Below are 18,306 nucleotides of genomic sequence, written 5' to 3'. Positions count from 1 at the left end.
GTCAAGATCGATGTTTACCCCATTTTTTTACACCTTAAAAGCACATAAGGTGCCGGTGACCCTGACTGAATGGCTGGTCCTCCTCCAGGCTATGGAGGAGGGTTTTGGCGGTAACAGCCTGGTTACCTTTTACTATCTTGCCCGTTCGCTGCTGGTCAAATCGGAAAATTATTATGATCAGTACGATCTGGCTTTCCGGGAGTATTTTACCGGTCTAGAGGTGCCTGAAGCACTCTTCGATGAACTGCTCCAATGGCTCAGCGAAGAAACACTCAAACGGCATCGGGATTCCGTTGACCTGTCGGCCCTGCCTCAACATGATTGGGAAACCCTGCAGAAGATGTTTAAGGAGCGGATGGCGGAACAGCAGGAAGCCCACCATGGCGGCAACCGCTGGATCGGCACCGGCGGCACCTCTCCGTTCGGTCATGGCGGCGTTCATCCCGGCGGCATCCGGGTTGGCGGTGAAAGCAATAACCTGAGTGCGGTTAAAATCGCCACGGAACGGAAATTTCGCAACTATCGTAAGGATCTCACCCTTGACGTCCGCCAGATCAAGGTGGCGCTGAAGAAACTGCGACATTTGCGGCGTACCGGCACCCGGCTGGAACTGGATATTGATGAAAGCATTGACCAGACATGTAAAAATGCCGGCGAGATTGAGCTGGTCTACCACCCGGAGCGGAAAAATGATGTCAAACTGCTGCTGCTGATGGATGCCGGTGGTTCCATGCTGCCTTATGCAAAACTGGTAAACCGGCTGTTTTCCGCCGCCAACTCAGTGAACCATTTTAAGAGTTTCACCTATTACTATTTTCATAACTGCATCTACGATTATCTGCGTACAGGGATGGTAAGTGGAGAGCGGATTGCAACAGCCCATCTGCTGAAAAACCTCGACAGCGCCCACAAGGTCATTATCGTCGGTGACGCCAGCATGGCACCCTATGAGCTGTTTATGGAAAACGGCATCATCGATTACTACGACCGCAATGAAACAGCCGGTATTGTCTGGCTGGAACGGATTGCCAGCCATTTTCGCAATGTTATCTGGTTGAACCCCACCTCCCCCCGCTACTGGGGGCACCCCACCGTCAGTGCCATTGCCAAAACCTTTCCCATGCATCACCTTTCCCTGGAAGGCCTTGAATCAGCCATGGAAGAACTGACGCGCAAGGCTCATTAATCCCCGTCAACCCTTTTGTTCATCTTGTCGATCAGGTGCATGATCCCCCGGATCATGTTCACTTCCCGCCGGCTCATCTGTACCCGGCCAAATAACCGCCGCAGATATTCCATCAGGTGGTCGGGATTTTCATCATCAAAAAAATGGTTGTCGAGGAGGGTGCCACGCAGGTGGCCATACATGCCTTCCAACTCAGCATGGGTGGCATAATCCCGGGCCGGCAGGGTGGCAAGACCGCCTCCATGTTCGCGAAACAGTTCATAGCAGTAGAGCAGCACCGACTGGGACAGATTGAGAGAGGCAAAGGCAGGGTTAACCGGAATCGAACTCAGGTAGTGACATTGGCGTCTGGTTTCCCGGTCCATGCCAAAATCCTCCCGGCCAAAAACCAGTGCTACCGGAATCTGAGCACCAAGGTCAGCTATTTTTGCCGCCATATCGGCCGGAGTATAAACCGGTTGGCAGTATTTGCCCAGGCGGGCGGTGGTCCCGACCACCATGGGAAAGGGAGCCAGCGCCTCAGCCAGATCAGTAAAACAGCAAGCCTGTTCAAGAATTTCTTCCGCATCACAGGAGCGGCGTCGCGCTGCTTCGGTAAGGTGATCGCACTGGGGAGCAACCAGAATCAGGTTGCCGGCCGTAAAGTTTTTCATCGCCCGAGCCACTGCCCCGACATTCTCATCGAGTTTCGGCTTGACCAGCACGATACTGATCCGGGATAAACGATTGTCGTTTCGTGGATTTTTTCCCTGTTTGCCCATTTTTTCCGACTTTCACTGGAAGATTGCTACCGGTTGCCAGCCATATTCCGGCAGAGCCCCTTAGCTGGCCAGGAAACCATCCCGCAAGACACAGCAATTATTCCTTGCACTCTCTTTTTCCAGGGATTAGATTAGATAAATAATAAACCAAATCAGCCTGCAGGAGAAACCATGAATAGCCATGCAATCGTCTTCACACCCTATCCCTTCACCGTAGGTCAGCGTATCGTCCGCCAGAGAAATGGGAAAAATGAAGATTGGGATGTGATTGCCGTTACCGATGAGGAGGTAACGGTGAAATGCCCGTTTCATGGTAATGTGCTTACCTGGAAGCGGAATCATTTCTGGAGTACTGTCCCCGGCAGTGCATGAGAAGCAAAACTGGGCCGGCTACTATGATGCCACGCTTTACCAAAGAGAAACCGCATGGGATCGGTCATGGCCGTCTGCAGAGTATCCTCTGGGCGGCCAAAGGAATTAAATTTCTGTTCCGGACTGAAATCAACGCCCGCCTACACGCAATGGCCACCGCAGCGGTCCTGGCCGTCAGTATATTCCTGCCCCTGACATCCCTTGAATGGGCGTTGGTGGCCATTGCCACCAGCATGGTCTGGTCGGCTGAGGCCATGAATACGGCCATCGAGCATCTGGCCGATATGGTGAGCACCAAACCGGATCCACGAATTGCCGTCATTAAAGATCTGGCCGCCGGCGCAGTACTGATTGCGGCAATCGGCGCGGCCATTATCGGCGTGCTGGTTTTCGCTCCCTACCTGATGCAGCTGCTGTCGGGCTAACGGCCTACGGCCGCCATCTCCTGTTGGCGAAGCATCTCAAAAAGAACCACCGCCGTAGCAGCCGAAACATTGAGAGATTCGATTGACGTCCGCAGTGGAATGGTCAACAGCAGATCGCAGGTCCTGCGGACCAGCGGCCGCATACCCTTGGCTTCGGAACCGACAACAATAACCAGTGGCCGGCACAGATCTGCCTGGTACACGGACAAACCTTCGGCTGCCGTCACCGTACCCGCTATCCAGTAGCCCTGTTCTCGACATTGCTGCAGGGCCGTCACCAGATTGGTGACCCGGCAGATTTTCACATACTCAAGCCCTCCTGAAGCAATCCTGGCCACCACCGGCGTGATGCCGGCAGCTCGCCGTTCAGGAATGATAACCCCGGCTACCCCGGCAGCCGCAGCGGTGCGCAGGATGGCTCCAAGATTCTGGGGATCGGTAACCCCATCTAGGGCCAGAATCGCCGGTAATGGGTGACGTTGAACAGCTGCGGAAGGCAAGAGAGCAGCGAGGGGAGAATAATTGAACTGGGCGACACTGACTGCCACCCCTTGATGGCGGTCAACTCCTGCCAGCCGGCTGAGAGCCGCTTTGGGAAGATGTTTGATCAGAAGGCCCTGTCGCCTGGCCAGGGATTCAAGGACCTTTATCCGCTTGCCGGCTGACTCTTCACAATAGAAAACCTCAACATCCCGATTCCCTGACTGCAGGAGTTCATTGACGGCATTAATGCCGAAAATTATCTCTGTTTCAGCATCTGGATGCTGCGGCTTGCTCACGCTCCCTACCTTTAACGACCCTGGAAGAGGCGAAACATGACAATTTTCTCCCACCAGCTGGAAGGTTTTTCAATGACGCTGTCCATCTCTCCGGCAGCCGCATTTTCCGGCATTGCCTGAAAACGGGGGATGCTTCCCCCTGCTTCCGGCTGTCTGTCCAAGGCCTGCTGAAAATTTTCCAATTGTTTTTGCAGCAGTTCCTTCTCGCTTTCCAGCGAGGAAACCACCGTCTGCAGTTCAGCTGCTTTTTTAGCATCTGTATGCTTGAAAAACCCTGCCAAGCGGGATATGTCGCCAAGTGAACGTTCGATGGTCTGCAGGCGGTTTTCCAACTCCATTTTACCAACCATATCTTCCACCTGAGTCAGACGGTGGTTGCTGGCCTTGAGAGCATGCAGCTCAGCAGACAGCTGGCTGATCTGACAACTGAACCTTGAAGTCCAGAAAAAAAGGAACAGCAGCACAAAAAGAACGATCAGCGAAAGAAACACAATCCATCCCCGGGACGAGGGCTTCTTTTCCGGTTCGCCGGTTTCAACCGTGGCAGTATCTTGGTCCGTCATCTCCATCTCCTTTTCGCAAGGCGGTCATCCTGCAGCCAGCTTCCTGTATCGTTACCATATCACCCCAAATATTGACAATAAAAAAGAATCCCCGTGCCGTTGGCACCTTGTTGGGTCATCCGCAAGAGCACCTCGCCAGCCCAGCGCTTTTCCAGTAAGTCACGGCATCACATGCTGCCACATACGGTGTGATGTCATGCAAGACCGTTGCCCTTGTCGTTGGCTGCCGCGTTGTATTTTTTTATGCATGATGCTGAATGATTATTCTCAAGATATTTACCAGCATGCCGATAGTTATGTTAAAAATAGAACAATGCAACGGTCATTAAGGATTAATCCATGCTGTCAGTTTTTATTATTGCCGGGACCTGCCTGATTCTTGGCCTGGCCAGTGGTTTTCTGATGCACCGCTCAGATTTCTGCCTGGTCGCCACGTTTCGTGATCTTTTTCTGTTCCGCTCATGGTTTTTAATCCGCATTCTCCTCCTGCTGGTTGTCACCTCAATGGTGCTTTTTGAAATGGCACACCTTCTTGGTCTGCTGCCATCTCATCCATTTCCACTATTGGGTGCACTGTCGGTAGCAACACTTATCGGCGGTTTCATCTTTGGGGTCGGCATGGTCCTGGCCGGCGGCTGTGTCGTTGGTACACTTTACAAAATGGGAGCCGGCAGCATTCTCAGCCTGGTGGCTTTCATCGGTTTGATTTTCGGCAGTGGCTTGTACGCTGAAATCCATCCGTTTTGGAGTACTTTCGTTAAGAAAACAACCTTTTTTCCCGGGATTATCACTCTTCCCCACCTTCTCCAGCTCGCTCCCGGCTGGCTGATTCTTCCCATTGGCGGATTCTCGCTCTGGCTGTTCCATCGCTGGCAGCAACAAAACCTCTGGCAGCGAACCGCTTATGCGAATAATTACCTGCAGCCGTGGAAGGCCGCATTGGGGCTGGCAATTATCAATCTATTCAGCTACATTATCGTCGGCATGCCATTGGGCATTACAACCACCTATGCCAAGCTTGCCGCTTATGGAGAACATTTTTTCTGGCCTCGGCATCTCGAATCACTGAGCTATTTCCAAGCAGTCCCCCTGAATGTCACCTTGCCGTGGCTTGGCTTGCATCTGCAGGGTGGCGCCGCCCCCAGGATTGATGCAATCGCCTACATTCAGGGTCCGGTAATCATTGGGATTATCCTGGGTTCTGCCCTGTCAGCCATACTAAACGGTGAATTCAAAATCTACTGGCGGGCACCCCGGCGCCAATATGCCAGTGTTCTTATCGGGGGGATCATCATGGCTCTGGCATCCCGCATGACGCCGGCCTGCAACGTCTGGCATCTGATGGGTGGTCTACCGATTTTCGGTCTGCAAAGCATGGTATTTCTGGTCGCCCTGCTTCCCGGTGCTTGGCTTGGCAGTCGTTTGCTGACCATTCTGGTTATGAATTCTTGATATCCATCGATGGGATGATTCGTAATGTTCTCTAAAATCAATCTGCGGGAAAAGCATTACCATGACGTTTGATCAGTCTGAAAATCCACAATTTGACATTCGCGGCCAGATATGCCCCTCTTCACTGCTTGTTGCCCTGCGGGAGGTCAACAAGCGGCAACAGGAGATTAAAGCAGGCCGCCAACATCTGATCCTGCTGACCGACAACCGGGATGCCACGACAACCATTCCCGAAGCCTTGATCAATATGGGTTATAACGTTTCCGTTGCCAAAGAAGGCAGTTACTATGTCATAACGGTAACAGGGCAACCCGTCTGACTCAGCAACCAACAGATCATTGCATCTTCAATAATCAAGGATTATGCATTACTTTAAAATGAATCAGGAAGACCGCCAGGCAATGATGACAGAAATTGAGCAGCTTCGTCACCAGAACGCCGTCCTGAAAACAAAACATCATCAGTCGCTGCTCTACATTCGTGACAAGGTCAATCAACTGCTTGGCGTCGTTGGCACCATACCGCTAAAGCCGGAAGAGCTTGACGATGACACCCTCATTGAGCTCGACCCCATAGGCATTGTCAGCGATGCCTTTACCCAGATTCTTGATCACCTCCGGGTGACGAACGACAAACTGCAGGAAACCCATGATGAGCTGCAGGCCATTTTCGACTCCGCTTCCGTGGGCATCGTTCTGGTTGATGCCCAGTATCGCATTCTCACCTATAACAGTCAGGCTGCCAAACAACTTTTCCAGGGGCAAGGTGACGTTATCGGCCAAACCTGTTATGACGCTATTTGTCACCATCCCTGCGAGCCTGACAGCTGCCTGATCAGCCGGGCAACATCCAGCGGCAGCAGATGCTCCAGAAAGAATCTGTCTTTGCAGAATCATCAGTATGATTTGGTTGCCACCCCAATTTTGGATAATAACGGCAACGTAAGCTGTGTGGTAACTGTTTTTACCGATATCACCGAACGGCTCCGTTCCGAAGCGGCACTGCGGGAAAGTGAAGAACGGCTGAGAAACCTTTTTGAAAACACCACCAATCTGATTCTGATTGTCAGTTTCGACGGACAGATACAATATGTCAACCAAGCCTGCTGCAATGCTTTGAGATATGGGCAGGATGAGCTCTATGCCCTTGCCATCCAGGATATTATTGCTCCCCAGGAGAAGTATACGGCCCGCCGTCAATTCAGAGCTATCCTGAACGGCAGCGGCCAGGACCACATAAGTACGGTGATGCAAACTAAAGACGGGGCTCTGGTTGAGGTGGAGGGCAGCGCCAGCTGCCAGATGGCAGATGGCAAACCGGTGGCCTTTCGAGCTATTTTGCGCGATGTCACCATCCAGCGCCGCCTGGAACTGGAAATGAGCCGGACCCAGAAACTGGAATCGGTTGGCATCCTGGCTGGCGGCATAGCACACGATTTCAACAATCTGCTGGCCGGCATCCTCAGCAACATTACGTTGGCCCGTTTTGACCTGCCAGCTGACAATAAGGCCAACGGACGTCTGCTGGAAACCGAAAAGGCCGTCGTCCGGGCGCAACATTTGACCCAGCAATTACTAACCTTCTCCAAAGGCGGGATGCCGGTGGTGCAGGATGTGACCATCGCCAGATTGCTCCATGATTCAGTGCGGTTTTCCCTCTCAGGCTCCAACGTCGAGAGCGTATTCTCCATCCCGGACAATCTATGGCAGGTGAAGGCTGACCCCGGCCAGATAGATCAGGTGATCCAGAATCTGGTTATCAACAGTGACCAGGCAATGCCGGATGGAGGTCAAATCAAGGTCTCCTGTCAGAACATTACCATCTCGGAGGATGATCCCGTTCCTCTTGCTGCCGGCAGCTATGTCTGCATTTCTATCGCTGATCAGGGGCAAGGTATTCCCCGTGACATCCAGCAGAAGATTTTCGACCCCTACTTCACCACCAAGGAGCAAGGTATCGGCCTGGGACTTTCCACTTCCCATGCCATTATCCACAAACACCAGGGGCATATTACGGTTCAGTCTGACATGGGGGCTGGAGCAACATTCCAGGTGTATCTGCCGGCCGTCTGCCGGCAAACTCAATCCCCAGTTGACCCCCTTGAGGAAACCTTCATTTCCGGCTCTGGCAGGATTCTGGTAATGGATGATGAGGAGATGATTCGTAAAACAACTGCCGAGCTGCTGAATTTTTTAGGCTATAACGTTGATACGGCAGCGGATGGAGAGGAAACTGTTACCCTTTACCGCCAGGCGATGGCCACCGGTGATCCCTATCAGGTGGTGATTATGGATTTGACTGTCCCGGGTGGCATGGGCGGAGTTGAAACCATGGCGGCATTGCATAAACTGGACCCCGAGGTGAACGGCATTTCAACCAGTGGCTATTGTGATGATCCGGTCATGGCAAACTACGCCGATTATGGTTTTAAGGCCGTGCTGCCCAAACCATGTAAAATCAACCTGATGGCTCAAACAATCCAAAGCCTGTTAACACACTAGAATTTATCCTGGCAATGGTTACTTTTCAGCTTCCAAGGCCAGGGCGCCTTTTTCCTGCCATTCCCTGCAGTTTTCAGCAAACCTATCCCCGGCGCTGAGTGTTTGCCACCTCTACAGACTTAAGCACCTCGAGCCAAACCAGGGGTTTCTTATCCCCAAGAACCGGTTTTCCCGCCCTGCGGCATCTACCGATAGCAAAAAATGGATCCGGCTTCCAGCCTTTGACGGCTTCAAACACACAGAATTTGCTTGACAAGGGATTGCATCCCAAGCAAGCAGCATGTTTTTTGTTGCCAACTTCTGCTTAGTCAGCTAAAGGGCGAAGAAAAAGCCGGTTGCTATTCGTTGTTGGCATTGAAAACTGTTGAGAAATATGGTAGTTGAAGCTTACTTTTAGCCAAGCAGAGCGTTTACTTAAACAGGAGTCCTATCATGGAAGAATTTAGCCGCATCAAACGGCTGCCACCCTATGTGTTCAGCATTGTCAATGAACTTAAGATGGACGCTCGCCATCGTGGTGAGGATATTGTTGACCTGGGCATGGGGAACCCTGATCTGCCGACCCCGCAACACATTGTCGACAAGCTTGCTGAAGCCATTTACAATCCGAAAAACCATCGCTATTCAGCCTCCAAAGGCATTGAAAAACTCCGGCTGGCAATGGGCAACTGGTATAAACGCCGCTATGATATCGAGCTTGATCCCGACCGGGAAATTGTTGTTACCATCGGTGCCAAGGAGGGCATTTCACACCTGGCACTGGCGGTCATCAACACCGGTGATGTGGTCTTTGCGCCTTCCCCCACCTACCCGATACATCCCTATTCCGTTATTATTGCCGGCGGCGATCTGCGCAGCATCCCCATCGCCCCGGACCGGGATTTCTTCGACGACCTGCTGATGGCCACCAAGCTTACCTGGCCGCGCCCTAAAATGGTCATCATCAGTTACCCTCACAACCCGACCACCACTGTTGTGGATCTCGATTTTTTCAAACGGATGGTTGATTTTGCCCGGGAGCATGGGCTGATCATCGTCCATGACTTTGCCTATGCCGATCTTACCTACGATGGTTATAAAGCCCCCTCGATTCTGCAGGTGGATGGGGCCAAAGAGGTGGCGGTTGAGTTCTATTCCCTCTCCAAAAGCTACAGCATGGCGGGTTGGCGGGTTGGCTTCTGCGTTGGCAGTCAGCGCATCGTCCAGGCGCTGACCAAAATTAAAAGTTATCTCGACTATGGGATTTTTCAGCCTATCCAGATTGCCGCCATTGCGGCTCTCAACGGTGACCAAAGCTGTGTCGATGATATTGTCGGGGTCTATAAAAAACGTCGTGACACCTTATGCGACGGGTTGCAGCGGATTGGTTGGCCGGTGAACAAGCCACTGGGAACCATGTTCGTCTGGGGGAAAATTCCTGAACAGTTTAAGGGTATGGGCTCACTGGAATTTTCCAAGCTGATGATACAGGAGGCTAAGGTGGCGGTTTCCCCGGGCATCGGCTTTGGCGAGTATGGCGATGACTATGTTCGTTTTGCCCTGGTTGAAAATGAACACCGTACCAAGCAGGCAATCAGGGGGATCCGCCAGATGCTGCAAAAATTTTCATAGTCTTTCACCAAAACTCTGATGGCTTCATACTAACTGGCAAAACCCTTAACAAGCCGATGGTGCAGCAGCGGCTCCAGATTCAAGGCGAGCTAAGCCTGAAGAATGGGTTAGAAGAGAGCCCTGCCGCTCAGGTTGCAGCGCGATGAAGAAGATGGCGTTGAAAGCATCAAGAATGGTATCTCCATGAAAACAATAGGCATCGGATTAATTGGCCTGGGAACAATCGGTACGGGTGTCGCCCGCGTACTGAAGGATAACGCTGACCTTATTGCCGGCCGGTTAGGCGCCCGGCTGGAACTGGTAAAAGTTGCCGACCTGGATATTGTCACCGATCGGGGCATTACCTTTCCTGACGGGGTACTGACAACCAATGTTGGTGAGGTGCTGGAAAATAAGGACATTGCCATCGTCATTGAACTGATTGGCGGCTATGAACCGGCCAAAACCTTTATCCGCCGGGCACTGGCAGCCGGCAAGCAGGTGGTCACCGCCAACAAGGCACTGCTGGCCAAACATGGGGATGAACTTTTCCAGCTTGCGGCGGCATCTGGAGTTGACTTCTACTATGAAGCAAGTGTTGGCGGTGGTATTCCGATCATCAAGGTCATGAGAGAGTCGCTGCCTGCCAATCATATCATTTCGGTAAGCGGCATTCTCAACGGTACCTGCAACTATATTCTCTCCAAAATGGCCGATGAAGGGCGAGCGTACACCGATGTTCTTGCCGAAGCCCAGGAATTGGGCTATGCCGAGGCAGATCCTACGTTCGATGTCGAGGGTATTGACACAGCCCATAAACTGGCTATCCTGGCGGCACTGGCATTTGGCACACCAATCAATGTTGACGGCATTCACGTTGAAGGGATAACCAATGTCCAGCCGGTGGATCTGGAGTTTGCCCAGGAATTCGGCTATAAGATTAAATTGCTGGCAATTGCCAAGTCGTATGACAACAAGGTGGAGGCTCGCGTCCATCCGACCATGATCCCCCAACAGCACATGCTGGCCAAAATTGACGGCGTTTACAATGCCGTTTATATTGACGCCGACATGCTTGGCCCCAGTCTTTACTATGGTCAGGGAGCCGGTATGCTGCCGACCGCCAGCGCGGTGATCGCCGATGTTATTGATATTGCCCGCAACATTCTTCCTGCCAGCAGCCAGCGGGTGCCATTTCTTGGCAGCCAGCCACAGGCAATAAAAACTTTGCCTTACCTTCCCATTGAGGAGATCAGCTGCAAATATTATCTCCGTTTTACGGCCCATGATCAGCCTGGTGTCCTTTCATCAATTGCCGGCATTCTGGGGCAACATCGTATCAGCATTGCTTCTGTTATACAGAAAGGAAGAAACGATGCCGGTGGCACCGTACCCATAGTTATGCAAACCCACCAAGCCCTTGAAAGGGATTTACAATACGCCTTGAAAGAGATTGCTTCGCTGCCGGTCATTGCTGATCGGGCCATTGTTATCAGGATGGAAACAGACCTGTAAAAATTCCTCAAAAAATTTAATTGATAATTTTTATCAGACTGTTATATGGTATTTGTTAGGTACGCCATATAAGGTTAAGTATTGGAAAGAAATAGGGAGTAGATCACACCTCATGACATTAGCAGAACTTGAAAGCGGCAAACAGGCGCGGGTAACTGATTTTACCGGCGGCCCAGGAATGACGAAAAAGCTGGAAAATCTTGGCCTTCTGCGGGGTAGAATTGTCAAAAAAATAAGCAACAACCCTTTCCGGGGACCGGTGGTTGTCAGAATTGATCAACTGGAACTGGCCATCGGCCATGGCATGGCCACCCGGATCATGGTGGAGCCTCTCTAATGGAACTCCGCGATGGCATGAATATCCTCCTGATGGGCAACCCCAATGTCGGGAAGAGCGTGGTTTTCAACCGGCTGACCGGAGCCCGGGTGGTAACTGCCAACTATGCCGGCACAACCGTTGAATACACCAAAGGCTTCATGTTCCATGAAGGGAAACGCCTGGATATTATTGATGTGCCCGGCACCTACACTCTGGAACCCACCTGCAAGGCGGAGGAGGTTGCCGTCGACATGATGGCTGCCGGCGACCTGATTATCAATGTTGCCAATGCCACCAACCTTGAACGCAACCTGCGCTTTACCCTTGAATTGATGGACCAGGGTAAGCCGATGGTTCTGGTCCTTAATCTCTGGGATGAAACCCGGCATAAAGGAATTTACATTGACGTCGAAGCCCTGGAAAGACTGCTGGGGATTCCCGTCATCCCAACGGTAGCAGTTACCGCTGAAGGAATTAAAAACCTCATTTCCCGTTTGCCGGAAGCCACCGTTTCCAGACCGTGCCCCCAGTGCAGCGATGGCGATTTCTGGCAGCAGGTGGGAATGATTATCAAGCAGGTTCAGCGGGTAACCCATCGCCACCATACCTGGCTGGAACGCCTGGAAGATGTCAGCATCAAACCGCTCACCGGTCTGCCGCTGGCAGCCATTGTTATCTTTCTTACCTTCTTCTTCATCCGCCTGATTGGTGAGAATCTGATCAGTCATGTCTTTGATCCTTTTTTTGAAACCTATTACCGACCCTTCATCTACCAGGTGGTTAATTACGCTTTTCCCAGTGGCTTCATCCACAATCTGCTGCTGGGCACCTCACCTGATTTCGTTGAATCTCTGGGGCTTTTGACCACCGGAATCTATGTTCCCATTGCCATGGTGCTGCCCTATATCTTCAGTTTTTATCTGATTTTATCCTTTTTGGAAGATTTCGGCTACCTGCCCCGTTTTGCCATTCTGATCGACACCTTCATGCACAAAATCGGTCTGCATGGGTTTGCCATCATTCCCATGATTCTGGGGCTGGGATGCAATGTCCCGGGGGCGATGGCCACCCGGGTGCTGGAAAGCCGGCGGGAAAAATTCATTGCCGGTACACTGATGGCCATTTCCGTTCCCTGCATGGCCCAGACGGCCATGATTATCGGCCTGGTGGGCCGCTATGGGCTCTCCTATGTTGCCATTATCTATGGAACCCTGGCCCTCGTTGCCCTGGTGATGGGTAGTCTGATGAATGCCCTGATCCCCGGCTACAGTCCGGAAATTTTTCTGGAAATTCCCTCCTATCATATTCCCCATCTAGGAACTCTGCTGAAGAAACTGTGGATGAGAATCCGTGGTTTTCTGGCAGAAGCGATACCTCTCGTTCTGGTTGGGGTGCTGCTGGTGAACATCCTCTTTCTTTCCGGCGTCATTGATGGTCTTGCCAGCCTAACGGCTCCGGTAATCGTTAAAATCATGGGCTTGCCCAAAGAAGCAGTTTCCTCACTGATCATCGGCTTTCTCCGCAAGGATGTGGCAATCGGCATGCTGGAACCACTGGGAATGTCCATCAAACAGCTGATTATTGCCTCCACAATCCTTTCCATCTATTTCCCCTGCATTGCCACCTTTGCCGTCCTGATGCGGGAACTGGGGATAAAAGCCATGCTGCTGGCAAGCGTGATTATGGTGGGTACGGCGGTGACGGTGGGGGGAATACTGAACCTGGTGCTGCCGAACTTTTCCTGATCAACAAAACTCTGACTGGAGGAATCATGCCTGCCGCCCCTATCACCCTTGCCTACAGCGTTGACTCCGATGATTTGTTCATGTTCTATGCCCTGCTTGAAGGAAAAATCGATACCGGCGCCATGTCGTTTGAGCATCTGCGGCACGATACCAAAACCCTGAACGAGATGGCGCGGCAGCAGCAAGTCGACATTACCGCCGTTTCCATCCATGCTTATGCCTATCTCACCGAACATTACCTGCTCCTGCCCCATGGCGGCAGTATCGGGGTCAATTATGGCCCATTGGTTCTGGCCAACCAGCCGGGGTCGCTTGACAAGCTTGCCGGCCGGAAGATATCGCTTCCCGGCCTTGACACAACGGCCGCACTGGTCTTTCAGCTTGCCTGCCCGGAGTTTGAACCGGTCATTATCCCGATTACCCCTTTTGAACGGACCTTTACCGCCCTAAGATCAGGAGATGTCGATGCCGCGGTGGTCATCCATGAAGGAAATCTGACCTATGCCGAACGGGGATTTTATAAAATTCTTGATTTAGGCGCCTGGTGGTGGGAACAAACCGGCTACCCCCTGCCCCTGGGAGGAAATGTCATCCGCAGGGGACTGGGAATGGAAAAAATAAACCGGATTTCTCAGCTGCTCCGGGAAAGCATCAGGTATGCACTGGAACACCGGGAGGAGGTCATTGAGTATCTGCTGGCCAGGGAAACCCGCACTGACCGTGCACTGCATAATCGGCAGCTGCTGGATTGCTATCTTTCTCTCTACGCCAACCGGGACACCCTTGAATTTCCCGATGCAGCCAGAGCCGGGATGGCTGAGCTGTTCCGCCGGGGATTCCAGGCGGGACTCATCCCCCAACCGGTAAAAATCGAATTTGCTCCATAAAAAACCTGCTCTTTTTTTCGTTGCTGTTCAGCAGAAATTTGATTATGACAAAAGCAGAGGCAAGGATGCCAATCCGGCATGAATGTACGTTGCCATACTGACAGGAGGGAAAGCATGATGGGAAAACTGATTCGGACACTACTGGTTGTTATCGTCGGCTCCATACTGGCTAGCTCAGCAGTCGAGGCAGCATCGCTAAAGGGCGTAACCCTGGCTGACACGATTGCCGTTACAGGCCAGGAGTTGACCCTGAACGGCATTGGCATGCGCAAAAAGCTGATTTTCAATGTCTATGTCACCGGTCTCTATCTGCCAAAAAAAACCACAGATGCCGCCGTTGCAATCACCACCAATGCCGCCAAACAGATTGTCATGGTTTTTGTCCACAGCAAGGTTGCTCAGGAAAAGATTGTCGCCGCCTGGAATGATGGTTTTTTTAACAATTCTCAGGAAAAGCTCTCCCTGCTGCAGGACCGCATCAACCAGTTCAACGGCTTTTTTAATCGTGATATGGTGAAAGGCGACCGGGTGGAACTGACCTATCAGCCGGCCCTGGGTACCACGGTCACCATCAATGGTACGAAGCAGGGGATCATCCCGGGTGAGGACTTCATGCAGGCCTTATGGTCCATCTGGCTGGGAAACAATCCCGCCGATGCCCGTTTGAAAGAGGCGCTGCTGGGATAACAGGAGAATCATGATGAAAAAAATAGCTTTATGCTTGTGCACGCTCGCGTTGTTGCTGGCCGGCTGCATGCCCCAGACCAAAACCGGCCAGGGAACCCTTTATGGGTCCACCGGTGGCGCCGTGGCGGGAGCGGTGCTGGGGCAGGTCATCGGTGGAGACACCGAAGGTACACTTTGGGGAGCCGCCATCGGCGCAGCCCTGGGGGGAGCGGCAGGCGCCGGAGTCGGAAAGATGATGGACAACCAGGAACGCGATATGCGGGCGGCTCTGGCAGCCTCCGAAGCAGCTACGATCCGCCGGGAGGGGAACCTGCTCTCCATTCTCTTCAAAAGCGACCTGACCTTTGATTTTGATTCGGCCACCATTCGACCGGGTTTATATGCGGAGATTGACCGGATAGCAGAAATCATGCGGCAGTATCCCCAAACCTTAATCCGCGTTGAAGGCCATACTGACAGTACAGGCTCCGAACAGTATAACATGGAGTTGTCCCAAAGACGGGCCCGGGCGGTGGCGGATCTGCTTGTCCAGCGTCAGGTCAGCTCATCGAGAATTGAACGGATCGGCTTTGGCGAAGGTTCACCCATTGCCACCAATGAAACCGAGTCAGGACGGATGATGAACCGCCGGGTAGAGATAAAAATCGCGCCGGCAACAGGCCAATAACCGGATAGTAAGCCAAAAAAAGGGCCTTGATGACGGAGTACATCGAGGCCCTTTTTTCATGTTCACAAGAAAACGAGCAAAAAATCAGCTGTTTTGCAACAAGGTCTTCAGGAGCGCGGTTATCCCTTCCGCATCAAGGCCATATTTATGGCGCAGCTGGGTCAAGCTGCCATGCTCAATAAACCGGTCCGGCAGGCCATGGTTAACAACCCTGGCACCACCAATACCACCGGTTATTGCCTGAAACTGGGCCACAGCACTGCCAAAACCGCCAACCACCGAATTTTCCTCAACCGTCAGGATAAATGGCTGCTCCCGCAGACAGGAACACAATAAATCTTCGTCCATCGGCTTGACAAAACGGCAGTTGATCAATGCCAGCTTAAGGTTGTTCCGCTCTGCCATGAGTGCCTCAATTGCTTGACGAGCCGGCTCAACGCACGAACCCACAGCCAGCACCGCACCATCAACTCCCTCGCGCAGCACCTCCCAGGAACCCACCGGTACACAGCTGAGAACCTGGTCCATCTCCACCCCCAAACCACTGCCCCGGGGATAGCGGATTGCGGCCGGCCCGTTCAGGTACAGGGCGGTTTTCATCAGATGCTGCAACTCATTTTCATCTTTTGGTGCCATAATGGTCAACCCGGGAATCAGCCGCAGGTAGGAAAGGTCAAACATCCCATGATGAGTGGGACCATCTTCGCCCACCAGGCCGCCCCGATCGAGACACAACGTCACCGGCAGCTGCTGCAGGGCGACATCATGGATAATCTGATCGTAAGCCCGCTGCATAAAGGTGGAATAAACGGCGACAAAGGGGCGCAGACCCTGGGTTGCCATTCCGGCCGCCAGCGTTACACCATGCTGTTCGGCAATGCCCACATCAATGACCCGGCCGGGGAAATCACGCGCCAGAACCTCCATCCCGGTACCCGCCGGCATGGCAGCGGTAATCCCCATGAGGCGCTCGTCATCCCGCGCCAACTTCACCAGCACCTGGCCAAAAACAGCAGTATAGGACATGGGGGCATTTTTCTTTTTCAGCACTCTCCCGGTATCTATGTCGAAGGGTCCTACCCCATGGAAATCGGCCGGATTTTTTTCCGCCGGGGCGTACCCCTTGCCTTTTTTAGTGATGACATGAACCAGAATCGGTCCTTCAAGCTTTTTCACATTATTGAAGGTATCAACCAGATCTTCAAGACTGTGCCCGGGCAACGGCCCCACATACTGAAAACCCAGATCCTCAAAGAGGGTACCCAAAGGAACAACAAAACCTTTAAAGGTACCTTCGGCCCGTTTGACCATCTTGAAAATGGGGTTGCCAACACCGGGAATGTGGGTCAGCACCGATTTTACATCATGGCGAAAACGGTTCACTTTTTCTCCGGTCATCAGGCGATTGAGATAACTGGACAACGCGCCCACATTGTTGGAAATGGACATCTCATTGTCATTGAGAACAACAATCAGATCACGGTCAAGACTGCCGGCATGATTCAGGGCTTCAAAGGACATGCCAGCGGTCATGGAGCCATCGCCGATCACCGCCAGCACCCGACCTTTTTTCCCCTGCTGTTCCCTGGCCAATCCCATCCCCAGAGCAGCTGATATGGACGTGCTGCTGTGCCCCACGTCAAAGGCATCATAGGGGCTTTCCTGACGTTTGGGAAAGCCGCTGAGGCCATCGAGCTGGCGCAGGGTCGAGAAGCGGTCACGCCGGCCGGTAATCAATTTGTGGGCATAAGCCTGGTGGCCGACATCCCACACCAGCAGATCTTCGGGGGTCTGGAAGACATAATGGAGGGCCAGCGTCAATTCAACCACCCCCAGGGAAGGGGCAAGATGGCCGCCGTTGCTGGCCACCGTCCGGATAATCACTTCCCTTATTTCCTCCGCCAGGTCCATAAGGTCGACAATATTCAATTGTCTCAGATCAGCGGGATCATTGATATTTTCCAGAAAACTCATAGGTACTCTCAAAAACAGTTTTTCACACCAGATCATCCAATGATATTTTGTGACTTTCAATAATATGGCGCAATTTCACCAGCGCGCTACCCTCAACCTGGCGAATACGCTCCCGGGTCAAGCCCAATGACTGGCCAATCTCCTCAAGCGTTTGAGGATCCTCATTGTAGAGGCCGAAACGGTGAATAATGATATATTTTTCCTTATGGGTGAGTTCATTAAGCCAGAGAAAAATGGTTTTCAAACGAATAACCCGATGGAGATGCTCCATGGGATTCACTGCGTTTTTGTCGGCCAGTTGATCCAGCAGTAATGAGCCGCCCTGATCATCATCGTCATTTCGGCCGGACGATAAGCTGAGCATCTGACTGAAAGAACCCAAAAAAGAGGGGATGGTACTGAAGCGGTGGTCAAGGTATTGCGAAACTTCCTCAAGGGAGGGGTCACGATTATATTTCATAATAAAATCCCGGCAACCCTTGAGATACAGGTTCAGTTCTTCCATCACATGAATGGGCAGCCGCACGACTTTGCTCTGATTGATAATTGCCCGTTTCATATATTGCCGGATCCACCAGACGGCATAGGTGGAAAAGCGACAGTTGCGGGCCGGATCAAATCGTTCAACAGCTTTAATCAACCCTAGGTTCCCCTCCTCCACCAGATCTGCAACGGGCAATCCCCGATTGATATATTTTTTCACCAGATGCATCACCAGTCGCAAATTGGCTTCAATCATCTTTTTTTTGGCTTCCTCATCCCCCTTTCTGACCCGTTGAGCCAGTTGAATCTCTTCCTCTTCAGAGAGCAGCGGAATAGATCGCACCTCTTTCAGGTACTGTTGCAGAACATCATCAGCAAAAAGATGGTTATTGTTACTCAC

The 18,306-nt window shown here is 52.2% G+C and carries 18 protein-coding genes; 13 read left to right on the top strand and 5 right to left on the bottom strand.

Annotated features, from left to right (window positions below; translation table 11 throughout):
• The first annotated feature begins 10 nt into the window (after nucleotides 1–10).
• Complete coding sequence (locus JXO50_07615) at nucleotides 11–1,186, top strand: VWA domain-containing protein (GenBank protein ID MBN2332957.1); 1,176 nt, start codon at nucleotides 11–13, stop codon at nucleotides 1,184–1,186.
• On the opposite strand, the gene JXO50_07610 is transcribed toward JXO50_07615, so the two are convergent.
• Nucleotides 1,183–1,947, bottom strand: a complete 765-nt coding sequence (locus tag JXO50_07610; protein MBN2332956.1) for an RNA methyltransferase — start codon at nucleotides 1,945–1,947, stop codon at nucleotides 1,183–1,185. The two genes, JXO50_07615 and JXO50_07610, sit on opposite strands and share 4 nt — an antisense overlap.
• A 171-nt stretch (nucleotides 1,948–2,118) precedes the next feature.
• Here JXO50_07610 and JXO50_07605 point away from each other — a divergent pair, with 171 nt between their 5' ends.
• Together JXO50_07605 and JXO50_07600 are read left to right on the top strand one after the other, a co-directional pair.
• Nucleotides 2,119–2,319, top strand: coding sequence for a hypothetical protein (locus JXO50_07605; GenBank protein ID MBN2332955.1), 201 nt, complete (start codon nucleotides 2,119–2,121; stop codon nucleotides 2,317–2,319).
• Nucleotides 2,316–2,744, top strand: coding sequence for a diacylglycerol kinase family protein (locus tag JXO50_07600; GenBank protein MBN2332954.1), 429 nt, complete (start codon nucleotides 2,316–2,318; stop codon nucleotides 2,742–2,744). Before JXO50_07605 ends, JXO50_07600 begins: the two co-directional genes overlap by 4 nt.
• Here the strand turns inward: JXO50_07600 and rlmB are convergent.
• Together rlmB and JXO50_07590 are read right to left on the bottom strand one after the other, a co-directional pair.
• Complete coding sequence (gene rlmB / locus JXO50_07595) at nucleotides 2,741–3,523, bottom strand: 23S rRNA (guanosine(2251)-2'-O)-methyltransferase RlmB (protein ID MBN2332953.1); 783 nt, start codon at nucleotides 3,521–3,523, stop codon at nucleotides 2,741–2,743. The two genes, JXO50_07600 and rlmB, sit on opposite strands and share 4 nt — an antisense overlap.
• Before the next feature lie 11 nt (nucleotides 3,524–3,534).
• The gene (locus JXO50_07590; protein ID MBN2332952.1) at nucleotides 3,535–4,086 is read right to left on the bottom strand and encodes a hypothetical protein; all 552 of its coding nucleotides are present in this window, start codon (nucleotides 4,084–4,086) and stop codon (nucleotides 3,535–3,537) included.
• Between the two features lie 339 nt (nucleotides 4,087–4,425).
• Between JXO50_07590 and JXO50_07585 the strand changes: the two genes are divergently transcribed.
• The 10 genes from JXO50_07585 to JXO50_07540 all read left to right on the top strand — a co-directional run bounded on the left by JXO50_07585 (nucleotide 4,426) and on the right by JXO50_07540 (nucleotide 15,449).
• The gene (locus JXO50_07585; GenBank protein ID MBN2332951.1) at nucleotides 4,426–5,538 is read left to right on the top strand and encodes a YeeE/YedE family protein; all 1,113 of its coding nucleotides are present in this window, start codon (nucleotides 4,426–4,428) and stop codon (nucleotides 5,536–5,538) included.
• 61 nt (nucleotides 5,539–5,599) lie between these two features.
• Nucleotides 5,600–5,857, top strand: a complete 258-nt coding sequence (locus tag JXO50_07580) for a sulfurtransferase TusA family protein (GenBank protein MBN2332950.1) — start codon at nucleotides 5,600–5,602, stop codon at nucleotides 5,855–5,857.
• Between the two features lie 58 nt (nucleotides 5,858–5,915).
• Complete coding sequence (locus tag JXO50_07575) at nucleotides 5,916–8,039, top strand: PAS domain S-box protein (protein MBN2332949.1); 2,124 nt, start codon at nucleotides 5,916–5,918, stop codon at nucleotides 8,037–8,039.
• A 432-nt stretch (nucleotides 8,040–8,471) separates the two neighbouring features.
• The gene (locus JXO50_07570; protein MBN2332948.1) at nucleotides 8,472–9,650 is read left to right on the top strand and encodes an aminotransferase class I/II-fold pyridoxal phosphate-dependent enzyme; all 1,179 of its coding nucleotides are present in this window, start codon (nucleotides 8,472–8,474) and stop codon (nucleotides 9,648–9,650) included.
• Between the two features lie 183 nt (nucleotides 9,651–9,833).
• The gene (locus tag JXO50_07565) at nucleotides 9,834–11,144 is read left to right on the top strand and encodes a homoserine dehydrogenase (GenBank protein ID MBN2332947.1); all 1,311 of its coding nucleotides are present in this window, start codon (nucleotides 9,834–9,836) and stop codon (nucleotides 11,142–11,144) included.
• A gap of 112 nt (nucleotides 11,145–11,256) precedes the next feature.
• Complete coding sequence (locus JXO50_07560; GenBank protein ID MBN2332946.1) at nucleotides 11,257–11,481, top strand: ferrous iron transport protein A; 225 nt, start codon at nucleotides 11,257–11,259, stop codon at nucleotides 11,479–11,481.
• A gap of 17 nt (nucleotides 11,482–11,498) precedes the next feature.
• Complete coding sequence (locus tag JXO50_07555; protein ID MBN2332945.1) at nucleotides 11,499–13,208, top strand: ferrous iron transporter B; 1,710 nt, start codon at nucleotides 11,499–11,501, stop codon at nucleotides 13,206–13,208.
• A gap of 26 nt (nucleotides 13,209–13,234) precedes the next feature.
• Nucleotides 13,235–14,095 carry an ABC transporter substrate-binding protein gene (locus JXO50_07550; protein MBN2332944.1) on the top strand — a complete coding sequence of 287 codons (861 nt, stop codon included), beginning with the start codon at nucleotides 13,235–13,237 and terminating at the stop codon, nucleotides 14,093–14,095.
• A 114-nt stretch (nucleotides 14,096–14,209) separates the two neighbouring features.
• Nucleotides 14,210–14,782, top strand: a complete 573-nt coding sequence (locus JXO50_07545) for a chalcone isomerase family protein (GenBank protein MBN2332943.1) — start codon at nucleotides 14,210–14,212, stop codon at nucleotides 14,780–14,782.
• 13 nt (nucleotides 14,783–14,795) lie between these two features.
• Nucleotides 14,796–15,449: an OmpA family protein gene (locus JXO50_07540; protein MBN2332942.1), complete on the top strand. Its 654-nt coding sequence runs from the start codon at nucleotides 14,796–14,798 to the stop codon at nucleotides 15,447–15,449.
• Between the two features lie 84 nt (nucleotides 15,450–15,533).
• Here JXO50_07540 and JXO50_07535 read toward each other — a convergent pair whose 3' ends face one another.
• Both JXO50_07535 and JXO50_07530 read right to left on the bottom strand, forming a co-directional pair.
• Nucleotides 15,534–17,423 (bottom strand): 1-deoxy-D-xylulose-5-phosphate synthase, encoded by a 1,890-nt coding sequence (locus JXO50_07535; protein MBN2332941.1) that lies wholly within the window; start codon nucleotides 17,421–17,423, stop codon nucleotides 15,534–15,536.
• 22 nt (nucleotides 17,424–17,445) lie between these two features.
• On the bottom strand, nucleotides 17,446–18,306 hold an 861-nt coding region (locus JXO50_07530), incomplete at its 5' end, for a sigma-70 family RNA polymerase sigma factor (protein ID MBN2332940.1).

The organism is Candidatus Anaeroferrophillus wilburensis, from assembly GCA_016934315.1.
Taxonomy (GTDB): domain Bacteria; phylum Desulfobacterota; class Anaeroferrophillalia; order Anaeroferrophillales; family Anaeroferrophillaceae; genus Anaeroferrophillus; species Anaeroferrophillus wilburensis.
This window is presented reverse-complemented; position numbering and strand designations above follow the sequence as displayed.